Below are 21983 nucleotides of genomic sequence, written 5' to 3'. Positions count from 1 at the left end.
CACTTTTCAGATCAGATGCTTAGAGACGATTCCGTTTATGGAAGATCAGCTCTTTTCTTCGGCTGCGCCGCATTTTTGGCGGCAGGACTCTGATATTCGTTGAAAGGTCCGGCAATGCAAAGAAAAGGGCCGGCTCCGCTTGAGCGGAACCAGCCCGACTGCCTCTGATCGTGCCGCCCTCGAGTGAGCCGGCTTAGCCGCGCCGCCCTCGGGCACCGAGCCCGACTTCGATCTCGAAGGTGTTGGTGAGCGCCGCGGGCACGACGATGTTGTCCTCGACGACGGTCACGCTCGCCTGGGTGCTACCGGCCGGAATGGTCGCCAAGCCGCTGCGGCTTCTGTTCGCGATGATGGTCGAGCCGTCCTTCACCACGAACTGGACCGGGACATTGTAGCGCCCCGCCGATCCGCCGGAGCCCAGGAGGACACGGGCTTCGACGCCGACCTTCACCAGGGTCGAGCCGTCCGGTTGCCCCACGCATTCGCGGGCGAGATCGGCGATCGCGATCTGGCTGCGCGGGGACGACGGATCTCCGGACCGGAGCGTTGAGCCCCCCTCGAAGACCGTCACCGGCGGGCAGTACACATCGTCCAGAGCCTTGGCCTGCACCGGCGCGAGCGACGCGCCCCCCGTCAGCAGCATTTCGCCGATGCCCATGCCGCCGCCCTCGCCGGAAGACGTGCATCCGGCCAGAGTCGAAACGCCCAGAACGGCCAATGCCACACCGGCCCTTGCACCCAAACCCTTTATCATCGAACTCCCCCGGCTCTCTTCCTGCCGTCTTGTCTCTTTACGGAAGCGCATCGAAGCCGGTCGCGAATCCGTTCAGCGACACGGGAATTCCGATGCCCTCCTCGGGCGTCTGGAACACGATGAAGGTGGCGGACTGCCCGGTCTTCATCTGATTGATGAGATTATCTTCCATGACAACCTCGGCAACGCAACCCGTGGCCAGGCAGCGCACGAACCCCGCCCGGCCGATATCCGTCTGGTCGATCTTCAGGCCCAGCCCGGACGGCAGAAGAATACCAAGCGGCGCGACCACGCGGAGAAGGCGGCTTTTGCCGTCGGCGGTTTTCAACACAATAATGACGAGGGTGACGTTCGGCCGGTCCTCCGCCACCACGTTCTGAACGAGAGCGCATTGCTCTGCGGTTGCCCCCGCGGGGGTCTCGCAGCGCATCTGCCAGTCGCCAAAGGTGTTCTTCACCATCCCTTGGGCGCCGGCGCCACTCGCAGCGGCCAAGGCTGACAGGCCAAGGAATGCCGTCACCCCATAGCGGACCCATCGTGAAACGCCCATCGGTTTCTCCTTGCTTGAACCCTCTATCAAGGGCAGCGGCACGGCCGCTCCGATCCAAATCCTCGGCCCGTTGGGACCATGGCAGAGGCTATAATGTCAAGCGAGAGGGAGATATGTGGGGACCACAATCGCTTTTGGCGGTTATGACGCACAAATTGCGGCCTCGGAACCGTTGCGCTTCGGCGCGTACTGTGGTCTTTGGCGTGGATCAAAGGTGATGGCGCAAGCCGGGCGCCGCTATTCGCACGCCCGCGTCGTATCCTTTATGCTTTCGTGGCCTCCCGGCCACCATATCTTTAGGAGCTTTGGAACGCCGATGCGGATCGAGACTGGACGTCGATCGGTGACCGCCCTCTCCACGGCAGCGGTCGCACTTGTGTTGGGCATAAGTGAGGCATGGGCTGCCGCAGGCCGCCCCTCTCCCTGGGAAACCGGCATGCAGGAGATGGTGACCGAGTTGGGACAGAGCGTGTCCAACTTCCACACCTACCTGCTTTGGCTGATCGCCCTGATCTGCCTCTTCGTTGCGGCGCTGCTCCTGGTGGTCATCGCCCGTTTCAACGAGCGGAAGAACCCGGTTCCCTCGCGGACCACTCACCACACTCTTCTCGAGGTGGCCTGGACAATCGTTCCGGTGCTGATCCTCGTCGCGGTCGCGATCCCGTCCTTCCGCCTCCTCCGCCAGCAGCTGGTTCCGCCGCAGGCGGACATCGTGATCAAGGCGACGGGCTATTCCTGGTACTGGGGCTACGAGTACCCGGCCGATCAGGGCGGCTTCAAGTTCGATTCGAACATGGTCACCGACGCGGCCGCTCTGAAGCCCGACCAGCCGCGCCTTCTGGGCGCCGACAACGCCATGGTGGTGCCGGTCGGCAAGGTCGTGCGCGTCCAGGTGACTTCGGCGGACGTGATCCACTCCTTCGCCATGCCGTCGTTCTACATCAAGGTCGACGCCATTCCCGGACGCCTGAACGAAACCTGGTTCAAGGCCGAGAAGGAAGGCGTCTATTACGGTCAGTGCTCGGAACTCTGCGGCAACGGCCATCCCTATATGCCGATCGAAATCCGCGTCGTGAGCGAGCAGCAATATGCCGCTTGGCTGGCTGAGGCGAAGCAGCGTTATGCTTCCGCCGAAGGTTCGGCTCCGTTCCAACTCGCCGACGCCCAGTAATTTAGAAAATCAAGGACCATAGAGGTCGCATCATGGCACATGCAGTTGATGCCGCTCACGCGGATCACCACGATCACCCGACGTTCTGGCGGCGCTGGTTCTATTCGACGAACCACAAGGACATCGGCACCCTCTACCTCATCTTCGGCTTCACGGCGGGCATCGTCGGCGGCCTTCTGTCGATCGCCATGCGCCTGGAACTCCAGGAGCCCGGTCTGCAGTTCTTCTCCAATCCGCAGGCCTTCAACGTCTTCGTGACCGGCCACGGCCTCATCATGGTGTTCTTCATGGTGATGCCCACCCTGATCGGCGGCTTCGGCAACTGGTTCATCCCGCTCATGATCGGGGCGCCCGACATGGCCTTCCCGCGGATGAACAACATCTCCTTCTGGCTCACCGTCTCGGCCTTCTGCCTGATGCTGTGCTCGCTCTTCGTCGAAGGCGCTCCGGGCTCGCTCGGCTTCGGCGGCGGCTGGACGGTCTATCCGCCGCTTTCGACCATGGGCCATCCCGGCCCGGCTCTCGACTTCGGCATCCTGGCCCTGCACCTCGCCGGCGCGGCCTCGATCCTCGGTGCGATCAACTTCATCACCACGATCCTCAACATGCGCGCACCGGGCATGACGCTGCACAAGATGCCGCTCTTCGCCTGGGCCATGCTGGTCACCGCGTTCCTGCTGCTCCTGTCGCTGCCGGTTCTCGCGGGCGCGATCACGATGCTGCTGACCGACCGCAACTTCGGCACGACCTTCTTCGACCCGGCCGGCGGCGGCGATCCGGTGCTCTACCAGCACCTGTTCTGGTTCTTCGGCCACCCCGAAGTGTACATCATGATCCTGCCGGCCTTCGGCATCGTGTCGCACATCATCTCCACCTTCTCGAAGAAGCCGATCTTCGGCTATCTCGGCATGGCCTACGCCATGGTGGCAATCGGCGTCGTCGGCTTCGTCGTGTGGGCGCACCACATGTACACGGTCGGCCTCTCGCTGCAGACCCAGGCCTATTTCGTGTTCGCCACGATGGTGATCGCGGTTCCCACCGGCGTGAAGATCTTCTCGTGGATCGCCACGATGTGGGGCGGCTCGATCCGCTTCACGGCGGCCATGCAGTGGGCCGTGGGCTTCGTGTTCCTGTTCACGGTCGGCGGCGTCACCGGCGTCGTGCTGGCGAACGCGCCCATCGATCGCTACATGCACGACACCTACTACGTGGTGGCGCACTTCCACTACGTGCTCTCGCTCGGCGCCGTGTTCGTGATCTTCGCGGGCATCTACTACTGGTTCCCGAAGATCACCGGCTACGTGATGCCCGACTGGATCGGCAAGCTGCACTTCTGGATCGCGTTCATCGGCGCCAACGTGCTGTTCTTCCCGATGCACTTCCTCGGCCTGTCCGGCATGCCGCGCCGCTACGCGGATTATCCGGATGCGTTCGCGGGCTGGAACCTGGTCTCCTCGATCGGCTCCTATATCTTCTTCGCCGGTCTGTTCGTCTTCATCGGCGGCGTGATCTACGCTTTCGTCCGCAAGGAGAAGGCCGCCGGCAACCCGTGGGGCGAAGGTGCGACGACGCTGGAATGGACCCTGTCCTCTCCGCCGCCCTACCACCAGTTCGAGACCCTGCCCCGCATCGTCGATACGGGCCACTAGATCCATCGAGCCGGGCGGCTTTTGCCGCCCGCTCTTCCCCCGAGGGCTTGGATCCACATCCCAAGCCTTCCGGCGAGGAGCTGACATCGAGAGGCGCTCTCGCCTCACCCTTCGGCGTTTCGGAAGATTATTGGATATGAACACCCTGTCGAACAGTTTGACCGATTCCCAAACCGAGAGCCTCGACCAAGCGGGCCTCTCCCAAGGAGACGTGTCCGACTTCTTCGCTCTCCTGAAGCCTCGCGTGATGTTCCTCGTCGTCTTCACGGCGCTCGTCGGAATGGTCGTGAGTCATCCGGACGTGAATCCCGTGCTGGCTTTCGTCTCGCTCCTGATGATCGCCGTCGGCGGCGGCGCGTCGGGTTGCCTGAACATGTGGTGGGACGCGGATATCGACGCGGTCATGACGCGCACGCGCAAGCGTCCGATCCCCGCCGGCAAGATCCAGCCCGGCGAGGCTCTCGCCTTCGGCATGACCCTGACGGCGGGCTCGGTGCTAATCCTGGGACTCGCCAGCAACTGGCTCGCGGCCGGCCTTCTGGCCTTCACGATCTTCTTCTACGTCGTCGTCTATTCCATGTGGCTGAAACGCTCGACGCAGCAGAACATCGTGATCGGCGGCGCGGCGGGTGCCCTTCCCCCGATCGTCGCGCAGGCGGCCGTGACCGGACACGTGGCGTGGGACAGCGTCATTCTGTTTGCCATCATCTTCATGTGGACGCCGCCCCATTTCTGGGCCCTGGCCCTGGTGAAGTCGGGCGACTACGAACGTGCCGGCGTTCCCATGATGCCTAACGTCTCCGGTCCTGCTGCGACACGGTTCCAGATTCTCGCCTATACGGTGCTCCTCGCCCCGCTCGGAATGGCTCCGGTCTTCGCGGGCTTCGGCGGCCTCGCCTATGCGATCGTCTCGCTCGTCGGCGGTCTGGGCATGCTGGCGCTCGCGATCCAGGTCTACCGCCTGCGTAAGGGCGAGCCGGCCATGCGCGTCGCCCAGCAGCTCTTCGGCTTTTCGATCCTGTATCTCTTCCTGCTGTTCGCCACGCTCCTCGCGGAGCATGGCTTCGGCTTCTTCCGTCCGGTTCTGGGGTGAAGAGAATGTCGGATCCTAACTCCTCCTATCGCCTCACGCCCGAGGAACAGAAGCGCCGCAGGCGCCGATCGATCGCCCTGGGGCTGACGCTCGGAATTCTCTGCATCCTGCTTTTCGCAATCACCATCGCGAAGCTGGGCCCGCAGGTCCTGAACCGTCCGCTGTGAGATGAGAATGGCTGAAGCTCCCAACACCCAACGCAAAATGCACCGCACGGCCTTCGCCTGCTTCGGCGTCGCCGTTGGCATGGTCGGGCTCGCCTATGCCTCGGTGCCCCTCTACGATCTCTTCTGCAAGGTCACCGGCTTCGACGGCACGCCCGTGGTGCGCACCAACAATGCATCACAAGTGGTGGACCGCACGATTTCTGTGCGCTTCGACTCCAATGTTTCTCCCGCGCTGAGCTGGAGCTTCGCGCCCGAGAAGCCCGAAGTCCAAGTGAAGCTCGGCGAGACCACGACGGTCTATTACAAGGTCACCAATACCGGCAACAAACCCGCTACCGGCATCGCCACCTACAACGTGCAGCCAGACCTTGCGGGCAGCTACTTCTCGAAGCTGGAATGCTTCTGCTTCACCGAGCAGACCCTGCAACCGGGGGAAACCCTGGAATCGGCGGTCGTGTTCTACGTCGATCCGCGCCTGGCGCAGGATACCGACGTGAAGGATCTCACTTCCATCACGCTGTCCTACACCTACTTCCCGTCCAAAGCGGGCAAGCCGGTGGCGGAGGCGACCTCATCAACCAAACCCATCGCTCAATAAGGGACGTGACAAGCTGGACTGAAACGTCTTAAAGCGAGTTCACATTCGAGGCACGGAGACGACAAAAAATGGCCGAGGCCCACGCCAAGAACCACGACTTTCATATTCTTGAACCGAGCCCATGGCCGCTCATCGGCTCGATCAGCGCCTTCCTGATGGCTTCCGGGTTTGTGACCTGGTGGAAGGGCATCGCGTTCGGCGGCATGCACCTGGGCCCCTATATCTTCGGCGCGGGCATCATCGGCGTGCTCTACACCATGCTCAGCTGGTGGACCGACGTCGTGCGCGAAGCCAATACCGGCTCGCACACCCGCGTGGTTCAGCTGCATCACCGCTACGGCATGATCATGTTCATCGCCTCCGAGGTGATGTTCTTCGCAGCCTGGTTCTGGGCCTATTTCGATGCCGCGCTCTATGCCGGCGACCCGCAGCTCTACTCGCGCGTCGAGGCTCTGGGCGGCGTGTGGCCCCCGAAGGGCATCGAGACCTTCGATCCCTGGCACCTGCCGCTGCTCAACACGCTGATCCTGCTGACTTCCGGCACCACGGTCACCTGGGCGCATCACGCGCTCCTGCACAACGACCGCCAGGGCCTCAAGGCGGGCCTGTGGCTCACCGTGATCCTGGGCTTCGTGTTCAGCTGCGTCCAGGCCTACGAGTACAGCCATGCGGCCTTCGGCTTCAGCGGCAACATCTACGGCGCCACCTTCTTCATGGCGACAGGCTTCCACGGCTTCCACGTGATCATCGGCACGATCTTCCTGGCCGTCTGCCTGCTGCGCACCTATCGCGGCGACTTCACGCCCCAGCAGCATCTCGGCTTCGAATTCGCGGCCTGGTACTGGCACTTCGTGGACGTGGTGTGGCTCTTCCTCTTCGCCTCGATCTATGTCTGGGGCTACGGCGGCCACTAACGCCTTTCACGAGACAACCTTGGCAGGGCGGCTTTCGAGCCGCCCTTCGCTTTTCGGCCTTTCCTTCCCATGTGAGGGAGGCATTTCACGGAGAATTATCGTGGCTCAGGACCAGACCGTTCCCCCGCCCGTCGTCACCGGCCTCAAGGGCCTGTGCCCCCGGTGCGGCAAGGGCCACCTGTTTCAGGGCTTCCTCAAAATGCGCCCGCGATGCGAGGTCTGCGGCCTCGATTTCGCCTTCGCCGATTCGGGGGACGGCCCGGCCTTCTTCGTGATGTCCATCGTCGGCATCGTGGTCGTCGGCCTCGCCCTGTGGGTCGAATTCGCCTTCTCGCCGCCGATCTGGCTCCATCTCGTCATGTGGTCGGCGCTCAGCATCGCCTTGAGCCTCGCTCTCGTGCGCCCGTCGAAGGGCGTTCTGGTGGCGCTCCAGTACCACCACAAAGCGGAGGAAGGGCGATTCCAGAAGTGACCGCGACACGTCCGAACAACGCCCGGTCGCTGATTCTGCCGGGGATCGCCACGCTGATCGCCCTCGCGATCCTCATCGGGCTCGGCACCTGGCAGCTCCAGCGCAAGGCCTGGAAAGACGGGCTGCTCCAGCAGATCGAGGCCCGCGCCTATGGCGAGCCCGGCTCCATCCTGCCCGAATCGGACTGGGCCGGCTGGCGGGCGGACCAGGACGAGTTCCGCAAGGTCCGCGTGACCGGAACTTTCCTGAACGACCTGGAGACCCCGGTCTATGGCCTGGCTCCCGGAACACGGCAGGGCGCGCCCCTCCAGGGCTATTACATCGTCACGCCGCTCAAGCTTCCCACGGGCGCCGTCGTGATGGTCAACCGCGGCATCGTGCCGATGGAGCTGAAGGATCCCGCCACGCGTCCGCAGGGCCGGCCCGAGGGCGAGGTGACGGTCACCGGCCTCGTGCGCGCGCCCGAGGCGCGCAATTTCTTCACGCCCAAGGACGATCCCGCGAAGAATACGTGGTTCACCCGAGACCCGCAGGCCATTGCGCAGGCCCGGGGCCTTGAGCGCGTCGCCCCCTTCCTCATCGACGCGGACGCCACGCCCAATCCCGGCGACTGGCCGCGCGGCGGGCAGACCCAACTCACTCTGCCCAACAACCACCTGCAATATGCGCTGACGTGGTACGGCCTCGCGCTCACCCTCGTCGGCGTCTTCAGCGCCTTCACGTGGAAGCGCATTAGGGGATGAATCCCGGCGGATCCGCCTGCCGGACCTCCGCCCTTTCCCCGGACGAAATACGAGAACCGGCTTGCCGCATCCTCCCCGGCAACCTATTGTCCCGCCGCATTTTCAGGAGATTGACCGTGCTCCACGTCTCGACCCGCGGGGAGGCTCCCGCGCTTGGCTTTTCCGACGCGCTTCTGACCGGCCTCGCCAGGGACGGCGGCCTCTACATGCCGGAAGCATGGCCGAGCCTGACCGCGGACACGATCAAGACCTTTGCCGGAAAACCCTACGCAGAGGTCGCCAAGGCCGTTCTCGGCCCTCTGGTGGACGGCGACATCCCGGCGGCCGCGCTCGGCCGCATGATCGACGAGGCCTACGGGTCCTTCCGTCATGACGCCGTCTGCCCCCTGACCCAGCTCGACGACAACCTCTTCCTGCTCGAACTTTTTCACGGCCCCACGCTCGCCTTCAAGGACGTGGCGATGCAGCTCCTCGGCCGCCTCATGGATCACGTTCTCAAGGCGCGCGGCGCGCGCGCCACCATCGTGGGCGCGACCTCGGGCGATACGGGCAGCGCCGCGGTCGAAGCCTTCAAGGGCCTCGATCAGGTCGATATCTTCATCCTCTACCCCCATGGCCGGGTCTCGGACGTGCAGCGCCGCCAGATGACGACGGTGGCCTCGCCCAACGTTCATGCCCTGGCGGTGGAAGGCACCTTCGACGATTGCCAGACCATGGTGAAGGGCATGTTCAACAATGCCCGGTTCCGCGACGAGCTCCAGCTCTCGGGCGTGAACTCCATCAACTGGGCCCGCGTGGCCGCGCAGGCGGTCTATTACTTCACCGCGGCCGTGGCGCTCGGCGGGCCGCACCGGCCCGTCTCCTTCTCGGTGCCCACGGGCAATTTCGGCGATATCCTCGCGGGCTGGGTCGCCAAGCGGATGGGCCTGCCCGTCGAACGCCTGATGATCGGCACGAACGCCAACGACATCCTGGCCCGCACGCTCCACTCCGGCGCTTACGAGATCACGGGCGTCGAGCCCACGACCTCGCCGTCGATGGACATCCAGATCTCCTCGAATTTCGAGCGCCTGCTGTTCGAAGCCTATGGCCGCGACGCCGAGGCGATCCGCCGCCTGATGGCCAACCTTGGCCAGTCCCGCTCCTTCCTGATCGAGGCGGCCCCGCTTGCCCGCATCCGCGAGGAATTCTCGGCCCGGGCCGTCGACGAGGCGAATGTCGCCGACGAGATGGCTCGAACCTACCGCGCGACCGGCTATGTGCTCGATCCGCACAGCGCCGTCGGCACCCGCGCGGCCCGCGCCCTCCTCGAGGACCGGCCCGACGTACCCGTCGTGGCTCTGTCGACCGCTCATCCGGCCAAGTTCCCCGACGCGGTCGAGCGCGCAACCGGCATTCGTCCCGCACTTCCGCCGCACATGGCTGATCTGATGGAGCGTCGGGAGAGCTTCACCGTTCTCCCGAACGATCAGGCCTCGGTGGAGCGCTTCATCCGCGAGCGCGCCCGGGCCATCAGAGGCGCGGCTGCATGAACCAGCATTTCGTCCGCGAGAAGCGGGTCGACATCACGAGACTGTCCAACGGCCTGACGGTCGCGACCGAGCACATGCCGGAAATCGCCACCGCCACCCTCGGCGTGTGGGTCGGCACCGGATCGCGCCACGAGCAGGCCCATGAGCACGGCCTGTCGCATCTCATCGAGCACATGGCCTTCAAGGGCACCTCGCGCCGCTCAGCGCGCCAGATCGCCGAGGACATCGAGAACGTGGGAGGCGACATCAACGCCGCCACCAGCGTCGAATACACCAGCTATACGGCGCGCGTTCTCGGCGAGAATGCCGATGTCGCCCTCGACGTGCTCGGCGACATCCTCATCAACTCGGTCTTCGACGACGGCGAGCTCGCCCGCGAGAAGGGCGTGATCCTGCAGGAACACGCCGCCGTCGAGGATACGCCGGACGATCTGATCTACGACGCCTTCATGGAGACGGCCTTCGCCGGCCAGCCCGTGGGGCGCCCCATTCTCGGCACCCCCGAGACGATCAAAAGCTTCGACGCCGCCACCATCCGGGCGTTTCTCGCGCGCGAGTACATCCCGGCCAAGATGGTGCTCGCGGCGGCCGGCAATGTCGATCATGCCCAAATCGTTGACGCGGCCGAGCGACTCTTCGGAGCGATGCCGGCCACCGAGATTCGCGCCCCCGAGGCCGGGCATTATACGGGCGGCGAACGGCGCATCCCCCGCAAGCTCGAGCAGGCCAATATCGTCCTCGGTCTGCCCGGGCTCTCCTTCAAGGATCCGGGCTATTACGCCACCCATCTCTTCGCCCATATCCTCGGAGGCGGCCTGACCTCGCGCCTCTGGCACGAGGTCCGCGAGACCCGGGGCCTCGCCTATTCCATCGACTCCTTCCACTGGCCCTTCTCCGATTGCGGTCTTTTCGGCATCGGCGCCGGAACGTCCGCATCCGACGTGGGCGAACTCACCGAGGTGACCCTCGACTGTATGCGCCAGGCCACGCAGGACATCAGCGACATCGAGATGACGCGCGCCAAGGCGCAGATGAAGGTGGCACTTTTGACGGCCCTCGAAACGCCCGGAGGGCGGATCGAGCGGATGGCACGCCAGCTCCTCTCGTGGGGCCGGATCGTGGGAAGCGACGAGATCGTGCGGAAAGTGGACGGTCTCGACGAGGGTCACGTCCGAGAGGCGGGACGCCTCCTCCTACAGGGAAAACCGACCGTCGCGGCCATCGGCCCGATCAAGGGCCTGCCTTCCCTTACGGCAATCACGGCGGGTCTGCAGGGCTGATTATTTTCTGCCCTTTCTTCCGTTACGTCACATCTTTTTCTCCTCAATCCCGCCGCAAACTGCCTCCATGCGCGTGGTTAACGATAACAAATGAGTCATGCGGACAAGTCGTGGCCTCTTGAGGCTTCGACTTGCCCTCAAGCTCCCTGACCGGTACCAATTCGCCTTTCACCTTTGGACCGGACGAAAGAACCGAAGCATTGCGGATCGTATCTTTCGCCATAGCCTTTCTACTGGCGGCGTTTCTGGGGCTCACTTGGCCATCGACCGGCTGGGCGGTGGAATCCGTCCGGGTCGACCCCAAGATGAAAGCCATCGATCTTACCCCGGCCATCGAGCGCTACAGGTCGGACGGCGACGAGATCCGCATCTCCACGGCCCCGGGACGAGACGGAATCGTGCGCCGTATCGCCGTGAAGGCTCGCGAGGCCGGCACCCGTCCGGACTGGATCGTTTTCGCGCTGACCAACGACACCGATGAGCAGGTGGACCGCCTCCTCGTGGCGCCGCATTTCAGGCTGACCGGCTCGGGCGTTCTCTGGCCGGATCTCGGCTCGTCCCGCATCGCCGCCGTCACGGCCAGCCAGGGCATCCGCCCGGAGCGCGACGACAGCCCCGACGCGGACGTCTTCCTCATCACGCTCGATCCGGGCACGACGGTCACCTTCGTGGCCGAGCTGCGCACCAACAACCTGCCCCAGCTCCATCTCTGGGATCAAGCCGCCTATAAGGAGCGCGTGAACGGCCTGACGCTCTACAAGGGCATCATCATCGGCATCGCGGGCCTGCTCGCCCTGTTCCTCACCATCATCTTCGTCGTGAAGGGCGCCCTGATCTTCCCGGCCGCAGCGGCTCTGGCCTGGGCGGTGCTCGCCTATGCCAGCATCGATTTCGGCTTCTTCCAGCGCGTGTTCCCGATCTCGGAGGCTACGGAGCAGATCTATCGCGCCGGAGCGGAAGCGGTCCTGGCGGCGACCCTACTCGTCTTCCTCTTCGCCTATCTGAACCTGAACCGCTGGCATGTCCGCTACAGCCATGTGACGGCCTTCTGGCTGGCCTTTCTCGGGGCGCTCCTGCTCCTTGCCGTCGTCGACGCCTCGGTCGCGTCGGGCGTGGCGCGCATGTCGATCGCCGCCGTCGCCGGCATCGGCTTCATTCTCGTGATCCATCTGGCGACGCACGGCTATGATCGGGCCATCATGCTCGTGCCGACCTGGCTTCTGCTGATCGCCTGGACGGTGGCGGCGAGCTTCACCATTCTCGGTCAGCTCGCCTCCGACCTCGTACCGCCCGCGCTGATCGGCGGTCTCGTGCTGATCGTCATGCTGATCGGCTTTACCGTCATGCAGCATGCTTTCGCCGGAGGCGGCTTCGCGCGCGGCTTCGTCAACGACACGGAGCGCCGCGCCCTCGCCCTCGCGGGTGCCGGCGACATCGTGTTCGATTGGGACGTGGTCTCCGACAACATTTTCGTCAGCCCCGACATCGAGCATCAGCTCGGGCTGAAGCGGGGTGCTCTCGAAGGCCCCGCCTCGGCCTGGCTCGATCTGATTCATCCCTTCGACCGGGATCGCTACCGGCTCGCGCTCGATACGGTCATCGAGCACCGGCGCGGCCGCCTGGTGCAGGATTTCCGCCTCCGCTCCTCATCGAACGCGCATCATTGGTACCGCCTGAAGGCCCGTCCGGTGATCGGGTCCGACGGCGAGGTGATCCGCATCGTCGGCACATTGGCCGACGTCACGGGCAGCAAGACCGCCGAGGAACGTCTGCTGCACGATGCCGTGCACGACAGCCTCACGAGCCTGCCGAACCGTCAGCTCTTCTACGATCGCCTGGAAGCCGCCCTCACCTTCGCAAGCCAGGACGATTCCCTGCGCCCGACCGTACTCGTGGTGGACATCGACAAGTTCAAGGACACGAACGATCAATCCGGCTACGCGGCCGGCGACTCGATCCTCCTCACGCTCTCCCGCCGCCTCGGCCGGCTGCTCAAGCCGCAGGACACGCTGGCGCGCATCTCGGGCGACGAATTCGCGATCATCCTGCTCTCCGAGCGCGAGCCCGATCGCATCATCGCCTTCGCCGACATGGTCCGGCGCATCGTGACGACCCCGGTCACCTATGCCGACCGCGAGATCTTTCTCACCGCCTCCATCGGCATCGCCCTGCACGATCCGCAGATCGCGGCCCGTCGCGAGGAAGTCCTGCGCAACGCCGAGATCGCCATGGCCCATGCCCGGCGCCACGGCGGCGACCGGATCGAGGTGTTCCGCCCCACGATGCGGTCAGACCGCAGCGACCATTTCACGATGGAGAGCGATCTGCGCCATGCGCTCGAGCGCAACGAGATGAAGGTGCTGTTCAAGCCGATCGTGAGACTCGAGGACCGGACCATCGCGGGCTTCGAATCCATGCTGCGCTGGGACCATCCGCGCCTTGGCCCCGTCTCCCCGAGCGACTTCATCTCCATCGCCGAGGAGACGGGTCTCATCATCAAGCTCAGCGTGTTCCTGCTGGAGCAGACCGCGCGGGAACTCGCCGTCTGGCAGGGCGCCCTGGAGGTGGAGCCTCCGATCTTCGCCAGCGTGAACATGTCGAGCCACCATCTCCTGCGGCACGACCTCCTGCAGGAAGTGAAGACGGTCATCGCCCGCACGCGGGTTCTTCCCGGCTCGCTCAAGCTCGAGATGACCGAAAGCCTCGTGATGGAAAACCCGGAATATTCGGCCCAGATGCTGGGCCGCCTCCGGGACCTCGGCGCGGGCCTTTCGCTGGACGATTTCGGCACGGGCTACTCCGCCCTCTCCTACCTGCTCCGGTTCCCGTTCGACACGATCAAGGTCGACGAGTCGTTCGTCCGCCAGATGGCCTCGGGCAACTCCGTCATTCTGCGCTCCATAGTCAAGATGGCGCATGAGCTCGGCATGGAAATCGTCGCGGAAGGCGCGGAAAGCGAATCGGAGGCCATCGAACTCTACCAGCTCGGCTGCGAATACGCGCAGGGCCCCGTCTTCGGCGAGCCGATGTCGGTGATGCAGGCGCGCCAGCTCGTCGGCGCGACGAGCACGGAAGCCGCGTAGAATCCTCAGGCGTGGCCGGCATCCATCGACAGCATCGCCGGCTCGATCCCGATCCGGCGCAGGGCCATCTCGTAGCGGATCTCGGCGGGCGTGCTGAAGATCAGCTCCGCATCGGCCGGGCAGATCAGCCAGCCGTTGGCCTGGAGCTCGTGCTCGAGCTGCCCCGCGCCCCAGCCGGCATAGCCGAGCGCGAGCACCGCCTGCTGCGGGCCCCGGCCCTGGGCGATGGCGCGAAGAATGTCGATGGTCGCCGTCAGGCACACCCCGTCGTCGATCGGCAGCGTCGACTGGGGGAGATGGAAATCCGGCGAATGCAGCACGAATCCGCGGCTCGTCTCCACAGGTCCCCCCATGAGAACCTGAATGCGGCCCACGGGCTCGGGCAGATGAATGCGCTCCGGCTCCGGCACGATTTCGAGCTGGACCAGAAGATCCGGCATGTTCAGGTTTCCGGCAGGCCGGTTGAGAATGATCCCCATCGCCCCTTCCGGCGAATGAGCGCAGACATAGATCACCGCTCGGGCGAACCGCTCGTCCATCATGCCGGGCATCGCAACCAGCATCTGCCCGTCGAGGTAGGGGCTGCCGGTGCCGTAGGGATCCTGCTGAAAGCTCATGTCTCGAATCTGCCTTGCTGGGCCGCCAAGCTGATCACGGGATCGTGGATGGCAGACCCAAGTAGAAACCGCATAAAGGAAGCGCCTCAGGGAGGCGTCAGTTCCATGACAAAGACATTCCGCATCGTCACATCTGCTTTTTTTGTGGCTCTGTCCTCGATCTCGGCCTTTGGGCAACCCCTCCCCGCGTCGACCTCCGCCCAGGGTTTCCACTCCCAGGTCCAGCTCCTGTCCGGGGGAAAGCTGGGCGAGACTTGGCTTGCGGGGATCGCGATCACCCTCGATCCCGGTTTCAAGACCTATTGGCGCAATCCCGGCGAGTCCGGCCTGCCGCCGAGCTTCGACTGGTCGGCATCGGAGAATGTCGCCGATATCGAGGTCCAGTGGCCGGCCCCGGAGCGCCACGAGGATGCGGCGGGCGTCGCCTATGTCTACAGCCGGGAGATAACCCTGCCGGTCGTCGTTAAGCCCAAGGCTGCGGACAAGCCGGTCAAGCTTGTGCTCACGGTGGATTACGGCATCTGCAAGGATATCTGCATTCCGGCCCATGCGGACCTGGCTCGGCCCCTCACGGCGTCAGGCCCCGACCGCGCCGCCATCGATGAGGCCATGGGGAGGGTTCCCCGCAAGCGGGATCTCGGCGATCCGGGCGATCCGGCCGTTCTGTCCGTGCAGCCGAAGAGCGGCGCGGACGCCGCCTTGACCGTCTCGGTCCGCGCCCCGGACGGTGCGAGGCCGGTTCTGTTCGCCGAAGCTCCGGAGAACTGGTATGTCTCGGTCACGCCCGACGACGAGCGCAACCGCTTCACCCTGACGGTCGAGGACAGGCCGAAGGACGCATCGGGGCCCGTTCCCCTCGTCCTCACGCTCGTTGCCGGGGACAAGGCCGTCGAAACGCATGTGAGCCTCGACGGCGACAGGCTGTCGCGCTAGCGCATCGTGCGGACCCGGTGGGCCAGGCTAGCGAAAAGTGGAGTCCACTTTTCACGTCCGATGCTCTACTGAAGCAATCGTAAACGACAGCTACAGCTTTGGAGCAAAGTGCATGGCCATCCAGGTCGGAGAACGCCTTCCCCAGGTCACCTTCCGCGTCATGACCCCGGACGGACCGGTCGCCAAGACCACGGACGATCTCTTTAAGGGGCGCAAAGTAGTGCTCGTGGCGGTTCCGGGCGCCTTTACCCCCACCTGCCACCGCAATCATCTGCCCGGCTATGTGCAGCGCGCCCAGGAAATCAAGGCGAAAGGCGTCGACGCGATCCTCGTGACCGCCGTCAACGACGTCTTCGTCATGGATGCCTGGGCCAAATCCGCAAGCGCCGACGGCATCGAATTCCTGTCCGACGGCAATGGCGATTTCGCCAAGGCGATCAAGCTGACCATGGACGGCACGGGCTTCGGCCTCGGCATCCGCTCGCAGCGTTATTCCATGGTGGTGGACGACGGCGTCGTGAAGGCCATCAACGTGGAAGATACGCCGTCCAAGGCGCAAGTATCGGGTGCGGAAAACATTCTAAAGGATCTCTGATCCCTTTTCGGCCCTCGGACATTCAGGCCCTTGCCCGCGCGATGCTGGCAGGGGCTTTTGTCTAGGCGCGCCTCTTCTTGAAGGGCTGCATGGCGGCGACCGCCAGTTCGTCGACGCGGATGTTGGTGGGATCGTCCGCATGCCCCTTCACCCAGTGCCAGGCCACGTCGTGCCGGGACGCGGCCTCGTCGAGTTCCCGCCAGAGATCCTCGTTCTTCACGGGCTTGTTGTCGGCGGTGCGCCAGCCCCGGCGCTTCCAGTTGTGCATCCATTGCGTGATGCCCTGGCGCACATACTGAGAATCCGTGAAGAGATCGACGGCGCAGGGACGCTTGAGGGCGTTGAGCCCCTCGATGGCGGCGCGGATTTCCATGCGGTTGTTGGTGGTATGAGCCTCCCCGCCGGAAATCTCCTTCTCGCTGCCCTTGAAGAACAAGATTGCTGCCCAGCCGCCCGGCCCGGGATTTCCCGAGCAGGCACCGTCGGTATAGATCAGGACGCGCTCAGGATTGCTCATGCCTCGAGCCCATATTCGCGCGCGTGCCGCACATGGCGGTGGAAGTGGAGCTTGCGGTCGTATTCCAGCGGGTCCTTCGGCTTCACGAGCGCGCCGGGCGGCACGTTGAGCCAGTCCACGAGGCGGGTGAGCATGAAGCGCATGGCCGAGCCGCGACAGAGGACCGGCAGGGCCTCGATTTCCTCGGTGGAGAGCCGGCGGACGGCCTGATAGCCCGTCAGCATCGCCTGTCCCTTCGTGAGATTGAACGACCCGTCCGGCTCGAAGCACCAGGCGTTCAGGCAGATGGCGACGTCATAGGCGAAGGCATCGGTACAGGCGAAGTAGAAATCGATCAGCCCCGACACCTCGGCGCCGATGAAGAACACGTTGTCGGTGAACAGATCGGCATGGATGATGCCGGTGGGCAGATCCGTCGGCCAAGCCTCGCGCAGATAGGCGAGCTCTCGCCTCGTCCGGTCGGCAAGACCACCCGAAACCGTATCGGCCTGCGCCTCTGCCTGGGCAAAGAGCGGCCCCCAGCTGTCGAGCGACAGGGCGTTGGGGCGGCCCATGGCGAAATCCCGGCCGGCCAGGTGGAGCTTGGCCAGCGCGCCACCCAGGGCCCCGCAATGTCTGGCGGTAGGCCTGCGGACGGCAATGCCGTCGAGAAACGTGATAATGACCGCGGGCCGCCCCGAGAGCCGCCCGAGCGGCTGCCCCTGGCGATTGTCGACCGGCAGAGGGCAGGTCAAGCCCTTGTTCGCCAGATGTTGCATCAACCCGAGGAAGAACGGCAGGTCGCCCTCCCGCACCCGCTTCTCGTAGAGGGTCAGGATGTAGGAGCCTTCCGTCGTGTGGAGGAAGTAATTGGTGTTCTCCACCCCCTCCGCGATGCCTTTGTAGGACAGCACCGTGCCGATATCGTAGGTTTCGAGAAAGCTTGCGAGCTCCTCGTCGCTGACTTCCGTATAGACTGCCACTGCTTACTCCGCCGCCTGCTCACGCAACTCGCGCGGCAAAGGAAAGAACACGCTCTCGTCCGCCGTCGAGACGCTCTCTACCGACACTTCATAGCGTTCGGCAAAGGCATCGATGATTTCTTCCACGAGGATTTCCGGCGCGGACGCGCCCGCCGTGATGCCGAGACTGCGAACGTTTCCGAACAGCGACCAGTCGATATCCTCCGCCCGCAGGATGAGGCGCACCAGGGAGCACCCTTCCCGCTCGGCCACCTCGCGCAGGCGTTGCGAGTTCGATGAATTGGGGGAACCCACCACGATCATGGCGTCGACCTGAGGCGCCACCCGCTTGACCGCACCCTGCCGGTTGGTGGTGGCGTAGCAGATATCTTCCTTGTGCGGTCCTATAATAAGGGGGAAGCGCCCTTTCAGGGCATCCACCATGTCCCGGGTGTCGTCGACGGACAGGGTCGTCTGGGTCACGAAGGCCAGGTTTTCCGGGTCGTCCGGCTGCAGCCGGGCGATATCGTCAACAGTCTCCACCAGGGTCGTCGCCCCCTCCGGCAGCTGCCCCATGGTGCCGACCACCTCCGGATGCCCCTCATGACCGATCAGGATGATGTGACGGCCCCGCTTGTGGTGGAGCTGCGCCTCCCGATGCACCTTGGTCACCAGGGGGCATGTGGCGTCGATGGCAAAGAAATTGCGCGCCTGAGCGGCCTCCGGCACTGATTTCGGCACGCCGTGCGCCGAAAAGATCACAGGAGCCTCGGTGTCCGGAATCTCGTCGAGCTCCCGCACGAAGACCGCCCCCTTCTGCCTCAGGTTCTCCACCACGTATTTGTTGTGCACGATCTCGTGGCGCACATAGACGGGCGCCCCGTGGATCGAAAGCGCCGTCTCGACGGCGTCGATGGCGCGGACCACCCCGGCGCAGAAGCCGCGCGGGGCACAGAGAAGGATGTGGAGGGGCGGCTTAGTCATGATCCCGCGATGTGGCGAGACGAGGCCCTCCCTGTCAAGCGGGAGTGGCGGTAATTCGCGGCTTGACCATTCGTAAGAAGGGCTCGCCCTTCGGGGCAAGACTCCCTAGAAAGGGGTGATTGCTCACCGGATCCGATTGCCCGATGGCCAGCCCAGCCTCCCATGTCAGCTTTCTCCCGCCGATCCTAACCTTCTGCGGGGCGGCCGTGATTGCCGTCCCCATGTTCCGCTTCATCGGCCTGAGCGCCGTGCTCGGCTATCTGGCAGCGGGAATTGCCATCGGCCCTTCGGGCCTCAGTCTCGTCGAGGACCCGGGAACGATCGCGACCGTGGCGGAACTCGGCGTGGTGCTCCTGCTGTTCATCATCGGGCTGGAACTGAAGCTGTCCCATCTCTGGTCCATGAAGCGGGACATCTTCGGGCTGGGCTTCGCCCAAATGGCCGTCACGGGGCTCTGCCTCGGCGGAGCCTCGCTCACCATCGGCTTCGGGTTCAGGGCAGCCTTCGTCATCGGCGTTGCGCTGGCACTCTCGGCCACCGCGATCGCCCTGCAGATGCTGGGAGAGCGCAAGGACCTTCAAACACCTTACGGACAGCGCTCCTTCGCAATCCTGCTGTTTCAGGATCTCTCGGTGGTGCCCGTGCTCGCCATTCTGCCCCTGCTGGCCTCGGGCACGGCGGTCGAGGACAATTCGATGCTGGACCGGCTTTCGGCCGCCGGCGAGGCCATCGCCGCCATCGGGGCCGTCATCCTGGTCGGCCGCTACGGGCTGAATCCTTTCTTCCGCATCCTGGCGCGCACCGGCTCCCGCGAGGTCATGACCGCATCGGCGCTGCTGGTGGTCCTGGGCGCCGCCCTGCTCATGCAGGAGGCGGGCCTCTCCATGGCGATGGGCGCGTTCCTGGCCGGCCTGCTGCTCGCCGAATCGAATTTCCGGCACCAGCTGGAGGCCGATATCGAGCCCTTTCGCGGCATGCTGCTGGGCCTGTTCTTCATGAGCGTGGGCATGTCGATCGATCTGGCCCTCGTCCGCCAGCAATGGGTGCTGCTGACCCTCGCGGCCCCGGCGGTGATCGTCGGAAAGACCATCCTGACCACTATTCTCTCGCGGCTGTTCGGCGCCACATGGCGCGAAGGCCTCCGATCCGGTACGCTCCTGTGCACGGCAGGCGAATTCGCCTTCGTACTCCTGCCCGTCGCCACGGGCGCCGGATTGATGGCTCAGGCCGAGGCGCAGTCTGTGACGGCACTGGCGGCCATCACGATGCTTCTCGGCCCCATCTTCTCGACCCTTGTCGAGAAAGTCCTTCTCGCCCGTCCCGAGCGATCCATGGGCCCGGGCATAGAGGATCTGCTCGGGCAGGAGGGCGAACTGTCGAGCCGCGTCCTCGTGATCGGCTTCGGGCGCTTCGGGCAGATCGTCAATCAGGTGCTGCTCGCACAGGACATCAACGCGACCGTCATCGACAACAACGTGGAACGCGTGCGCGATGCCGCCCGTTTCGGCCTCAAGATCTATTACGGGGACGGGACGCGCCTCGACGTGCTCCGGGCGGCCGGCGCCGAAAAGGCGGAAATGATCTGCGTATGCACGGATGAGCCGGACACCATCGAGAAGATCGCCGAGATCATTCACGAGAACTTCCCGAACGCCCGCAGCTTCGTGCGCGCCTATGATCGGATTCATGCGGTGAAGCTCTTGAAGATCGGGATCGATTATCAGCTTCGTGAAACGTTCGAATCCGCTATCGTCTTTGGCCGCTCGGCCCTCGAGGAGCTTGGAATCGAAGCGGAAACCGCCCTCGGCGCGGCTCACGACGTGCGCAAGCGCGACATCGCCCGACTCTTCCTCCAGAAGGAAATCGGCGCGAGTTTCGGAGCCGAGCTCGTGGTCGGAGCCAAGATCGCGCCGGAACCCCTCACATCTCCCACCGGGAAGGCCAAGGCCTTGAGTCCGGAAACACGAGATATTCTCGGCGAAGGAGCACTCTGATGGACGCCAACCCTGCCGAGCGGGCCTCGGAGGCGCGCGCCGATGCGCCTGTCTTCGTGCAGGGCTCGACCATGCGCCACGTGCTCGTGATGACCGGGACGGGCGCGGCCGGACTGATCGCGATCTTCATCGTCGACCTCGTGTCGCTGCTTTACATCTCGTGGCTCCACGACCCGAGCATGACGGCGGGCGTCGGTCTCGCGACGGTCGTGATGTTCTTCACGGTCTCGATCAATGTCGGTTTGATGATCCCGATCGGCGCTCTCGTGTCGCGCGCGCTCGGGGCGCGCCGGCACGAGGATGCGCGGCGGCTCGCGACCTCGGGCAGCATCCTCATGGTGGCGATCGGCGCGGCCGTCAGCCTGATCGTCATGCCCTTTCTGCCACAGATTCTCAAAGCCATGGGAGCGAGCGGCCAAGCCTATCAGGTCGCACACGGCTTCCTTTGGATCGCCTTGCCGACGAATGCGATGATGGCTGCCGGCATGGCGTTCTCCACCCTCCTGCGCGCCGCAGGCGACGCCAAGCGCAGCATGTATGCGACACTCTCCGTGGCCATCATCACGGTGTTTCTCGATCCCGTCACGATCTTCGTCCTGGATCTGAAATCCAACGGCGCAGCCCTGACCATCAGCCTCGCGCGCGTGGTCTATCTTTATGTCGGGTATCGCTATGTCACCCGCACCCATCGGCTTCTGGCAAAGCCCAGCCTGCAATCCGTGATCCTCGACGCGAGGCCCTTCTTCGCCATCGCCGTTCCGGCTGTTCTCACCAACCTCGCCGCACCAGCCGCCAACGCATTCTTCACCGGCGTCATGGCGCGGTTCGGCGATCAGGCGATTGCGGCCTCGGCCATTATCGACCGCGTGACGCCGGTCTCCTTCGCGGGCGTCTTTGCGCTGGCAGGAGCCATCGGTCCGGTTCTGGGGCAGAACTGGGGCGCGGGCCGGTATGACCGCATGAGGGCGACCCTGAAGGATTCTCTCACCTTCATGATCGTCTACGTCCTGAGCGTGTGGTTTCTGCTGTTCCTGCTGCAGGAAGCGATCGTCCTGGCTTTCAACGCCCCGCCGCTGACGGCGGAACTGGTGCGCTTCTTCTGCCAGCTGAGCGGTTTCATCTGGTTCTTCGTGAGCCTGGTCTTCGTGTCCAATGCGTCGTTCAACAACCTCGGCTATCCCCTGCTCTCCACCTTCTTCAATTGGGGGCGGGCGACGCTGGGAATGATCCCATTCGCCTATTTCGGGGCGCAGATCGGCGGGCCCAAGGGCGCCCTGATCGGCATCGGCGCCGGATCGATCGTTTTCGGGATCGCCGCGATCATCACTGCGTTCTGGACAATCCGGCGTTTGGAGAGGCAAGCTGTCCCCATCCCATAAAGGGCAACCGGGCGTTC

At 64.5% G+C, this 21983-nt stretch carries 21 protein-coding genes; 15 read left to right on the top strand and 6 right to left on the bottom strand.

Annotated elements, in window-relative coordinates:
* Positions 1-193 precede the first annotated feature (193 nt).
* Both AB8841_RS03140 and AB8841_RS03135 read right to left on the bottom strand, forming a co-directional pair.
* The gene (locus AB8841_RS03140; protein ID WP_370434406.1) at positions 194-754 is read right to left on the bottom strand and encodes a hypothetical protein; all 561 of its coding nucleotides are present in this window, start codon (positions 752-754) and stop codon (positions 194-196) included.
* A gap of 37 nt (positions 755-791) precedes the next feature.
* Positions 792-1304, bottom strand: a complete 513-nt coding sequence (locus AB8841_RS03135; protein WP_370434405.1) for an invasion associated locus B family protein — start codon at positions 1302-1304, stop codon at positions 792-794.
* 316 nt (positions 1305-1620) lie between these two features.
* Here AB8841_RS03135 and coxB point away from each other — a divergent pair, with 316 nt between their 5' ends.
* The 11 genes from coxB to AB8841_RS03080 all read left to right on the top strand — a co-directional run bounded on the left by coxB (position 1621) and on the right by AB8841_RS03080 (position 14006).
* Positions 1621-2475 carry a cytochrome c oxidase subunit II gene (gene coxB / locus AB8841_RS03130; protein WP_370434404.1) on the top strand — a complete coding sequence of 285 codons (855 nt, stop codon included), beginning with the start codon at positions 1621-1623 and terminating at the stop codon, positions 2473-2475.
* Positions 2476-2507: 32 nt separating this feature from the next.
* Positions 2508-4124, top strand: coding sequence for a cytochrome c oxidase subunit I (gene ctaD / locus AB8841_RS03125; protein ID WP_370434403.1), 1617 nt, complete (start codon positions 2508-2510; stop codon positions 4122-4124).
* Positions 4125-4260: 136 nt separating this feature from the next.
* Positions 4261-5217: a heme o synthase gene (locus tag AB8841_RS03120; RefSeq protein ID WP_370434402.1), complete on the top strand. Its 957-nt coding sequence runs from the start codon at positions 4261-4263 to the stop codon at positions 5215-5217.
* A gap of 5 nt (positions 5218-5222) precedes the next feature.
* Positions 5223-5384, top strand: a complete 162-nt coding sequence (locus tag AB8841_RS03115) for a hypothetical protein (protein WP_370434401.1) — start codon at positions 5223-5225, stop codon at positions 5382-5384.
* Positions 5385-5391: 7 nt separating this feature from the next.
* Positions 5392-5982, top strand: coding sequence for a cytochrome c oxidase assembly protein (locus AB8841_RS03110; protein ID WP_370434400.1), 591 nt, complete (start codon positions 5392-5394; stop codon positions 5980-5982).
* 68 nt (positions 5983-6050) lie between these two features.
* Positions 6051-6896, top strand: a complete 846-nt coding sequence (locus AB8841_RS03105) for a cytochrome c oxidase subunit 3 (RefSeq protein ID WP_370434399.1) — start codon at positions 6051-6053, stop codon at positions 6894-6896.
* Positions 6897-6993: 97 nt separating this feature from the next.
* Positions 6994-7368 (top strand): DUF983 domain-containing protein, encoded by a 375-nt coding sequence (locus tag AB8841_RS03100; RefSeq protein WP_370435517.1) that lies wholly within the window; start codon positions 6994-6996, stop codon positions 7366-7368.
* Entirely contained in the window at positions 7365-8111 is a 747-nt protein-coding gene (locus AB8841_RS03095) for an SURF1 family protein (RefSeq protein WP_370434398.1), read from the top strand. The genes AB8841_RS03100 and AB8841_RS03095 overlap by 4 nt, the downstream gene beginning before the upstream one ends.
* Before the next feature lie 116 nt (positions 8112-8227).
* Positions 8228-9643, top strand: a complete 1416-nt coding sequence (gene thrC, locus AB8841_RS03090; protein WP_370434397.1) for a threonine synthase — start codon at positions 8228-8230, stop codon at positions 9641-9643.
* Positions 9640-10923, top strand: coding sequence for a M16 family metallopeptidase (locus AB8841_RS03085; RefSeq protein WP_370434396.1), 1284 nt, complete (start codon positions 9640-9642; stop codon positions 10921-10923). Before thrC ends, AB8841_RS03085 begins: the two co-directional genes overlap by 4 nt.
* A 305-nt stretch (positions 10924-11228) precedes the next feature.
* On the top strand, positions 11229-14006 hold the full coding sequence (locus AB8841_RS03080) for an EAL domain-containing protein (RefSeq protein WP_370435516.1): 2778 nt from the start codon (positions 11229-11231) through the stop codon (positions 14004-14006).
* 5 nt (positions 14007-14011) lie between these two features.
* On the opposite strand, the gene AB8841_RS03075 is transcribed toward AB8841_RS03080, so the two are convergent.
* On the bottom strand, positions 14012-14623 hold the full coding sequence (locus tag AB8841_RS03075; protein ID WP_370434395.1) for a YqgE/AlgH family protein: 612 nt from the start codon (positions 14621-14623) through the stop codon (positions 14012-14014).
* Positions 14624-14728: 105 nt separating this feature from the next.
* On the opposite strand from AB8841_RS03075, the gene AB8841_RS03070 reads away from it, so the two are divergent.
* Together AB8841_RS03070 and AB8841_RS03065 are read left to right on the top strand one after the other, a co-directional pair.
* A complete protein-coding gene (locus AB8841_RS03070) occupies positions 14729-15556 on the top strand; it encodes a protein-disulfide reductase DsbD domain-containing protein (protein WP_370434394.1) in 828 nt (275 codons plus the stop codon).
* A 112-nt stretch (positions 15557-15668) separates the two neighbouring features.
* Positions 15669-16151, top strand: a complete 483-nt coding sequence (locus AB8841_RS03065; protein WP_370434393.1) for a peroxiredoxin — start codon at positions 15669-15671, stop codon at positions 16149-16151.
* A 61-nt stretch (positions 16152-16212) separates the two neighbouring features.
* Here the strand turns inward: AB8841_RS03065 and rnhA are convergent, their stop codons facing one another.
* The 3 genes from rnhA to ispH are packed head-to-tail and all read right to left on the bottom strand — an operon-like array spanning position 16213 to position 18593.
* Positions 16213-16668, bottom strand: coding sequence for a ribonuclease HI (gene rnhA, locus AB8841_RS03060; RefSeq protein WP_370434392.1), 456 nt, complete (start codon positions 16666-16668; stop codon positions 16213-16215).
* Positions 16665-17630: a homoserine kinase gene (locus AB8841_RS03055; protein WP_370434391.1), complete on the bottom strand. Its 966-nt coding sequence runs from the start codon at positions 17628-17630 to the stop codon at positions 16665-16667. Before AB8841_RS03055 ends, rnhA begins: the two co-directional genes overlap by 4 nt.
* Positions 17631-17633: 3 nt before the next feature.
* A complete protein-coding gene (gene ispH / locus AB8841_RS03050; RefSeq protein WP_370434390.1) occupies positions 17634-18593 on the bottom strand; it encodes a 4-hydroxy-3-methylbut-2-enyl diphosphate reductase in 960 nt (319 codons plus the stop codon).
* A gap of 143 nt (positions 18594-18736) precedes the next feature.
* Here ispH and AB8841_RS03045 point away from each other — a divergent pair, with 143 nt between their 5' ends.
* Together AB8841_RS03045 and AB8841_RS03040 are read left to right on the top strand one after the other, a co-directional pair.
* On the top strand, positions 18737-20587 hold the full coding sequence (locus tag AB8841_RS03045; protein WP_370434389.1) for a monovalent cation:proton antiporter-2 (CPA2) family protein: 1851 nt from the start codon (positions 18737-18739) through the stop codon (positions 20585-20587).
* Positions 20587-21966, top strand: a complete 1380-nt coding sequence (locus tag AB8841_RS03040) for an MATE family efflux transporter (RefSeq protein ID WP_370434388.1) — start codon at positions 20587-20589, stop codon at positions 21964-21966. Before AB8841_RS03045 ends, AB8841_RS03040 begins: the two co-directional genes overlap by 1 nt.
* Positions 21967-21983 lie beyond the last annotated feature (17 nt).

This window comes from Microvirga sp. TS319 (assembly GCF_041276405.1).
GTDB lineage: Bacteria > Pseudomonadota > Alphaproteobacteria > Rhizobiales > Beijerinckiaceae > Microvirga.
This window is presented reverse-complemented; position numbering and strand designations above follow the sequence as displayed.

What these genes read in the sequence shown, in the direction of transcription:
- coxB (WP_370434404.1), top strand. Translation starts at nt 1,621, where the DNA reads ATGCGGATCGAGACTGGACGTCGATCGGTGACCGCCCTCTCCACGGCA.
- AB8841_RS03120 (WP_370434402.1), top strand. Translation starts at nt 4,261, where the DNA reads ATGAACACCCTGTCGAACAGTTTGACCGATTCCCAAACCGAGAGCCTC.
- AB8841_RS03085 (WP_370434396.1), top strand. Translation starts at nt 9,640, where the DNA reads ATGAACCAGCATTTCGTCCGCGAGAAGCGGGTCGACATCACGAGACTG.
- rnhA (WP_370434392.1), bottom strand. Translation starts at nt 16,668, where the DNA reads ATGAGCAATCCTGAGCGCGTCCTGATCTATACCGACGGTGCCTGCTCG.
- AB8841_RS03110 (WP_370434400.1), top strand. Translation starts at nt 5,392, where the DNA reads ATGGCTGAAGCTCCCAACACCCAACGCAAAATGCACCGCACGGCCTTC.
- AB8841_RS03135 (WP_370434405.1), bottom strand. Translation starts at nt 1,304, where the DNA reads ATGGGCGTTTCACGATGGGTCCGCTATGGGGTGACGGCATTCCTTGGC.
- AB8841_RS03140 (WP_370434406.1), bottom strand. Translation starts at nt 754, where the DNA reads ATGATAAAGGGTTTGGGTGCAAGGGCCGGTGTGGCATTGGCCGTTCTG.
- AB8841_RS03070 (WP_370434394.1), top strand. Translation starts at nt 14,729, where the DNA reads ATGACAAAGACATTCCGCATCGTCACATCTGCTTTTTTTGTGGCTCTG.
- AB8841_RS03105 (WP_370434399.1), top strand. Translation starts at nt 6,051, where the DNA reads ATGGCCGAGGCCCACGCCAAGAACCACGACTTTCATATTCTTGAACCG.
- ctaD (WP_370434403.1), top strand. Translation starts at nt 2,508, where the DNA reads ATGGCACATGCAGTTGATGCCGCTCACGCGGATCACCACGATCACCCG.
- AB8841_RS03075 (WP_370434395.1), bottom strand. Translation starts at nt 14,623, where the DNA reads ATGAGCTTTCAGCAGGATCCCTACGGCACCGGCAGCCCCTACCTCGAC.
- AB8841_RS03080 (WP_370435516.1), top strand. Translation starts at nt 11,229, where the DNA reads ATGAAAGCCATCGATCTTACCCCGGCCATCGAGCGCTACAGGTCGGAC.
- AB8841_RS03040 (WP_370434388.1), top strand. Translation starts at nt 20,587, where the DNA reads ATGGACGCCAACCCTGCCGAGCGGGCCTCGGAGGCGCGCGCCGATGCG.
- ispH (WP_370434390.1), bottom strand. Translation starts at nt 18,593, where the DNA reads ATGACTAAGCCGCCCCTCCACATCCTTCTCTGTGCCCCGCGCGGCTTC.
- AB8841_RS03115 (WP_370434401.1), top strand. Translation starts at nt 5,223, where the DNA reads ATGTCGGATCCTAACTCCTCCTATCGCCTCACGCCCGAGGAACAGAAG.
- AB8841_RS03065 (WP_370434393.1), top strand. Translation starts at nt 15,669, where the DNA reads ATGGCCATCCAGGTCGGAGAACGCCTTCCCCAGGTCACCTTCCGCGTC.
- AB8841_RS03045 (WP_370434389.1), top strand. Translation starts at nt 18,737, where the DNA reads ATGGCCAGCCCAGCCTCCCATGTCAGCTTTCTCCCGCCGATCCTAACC.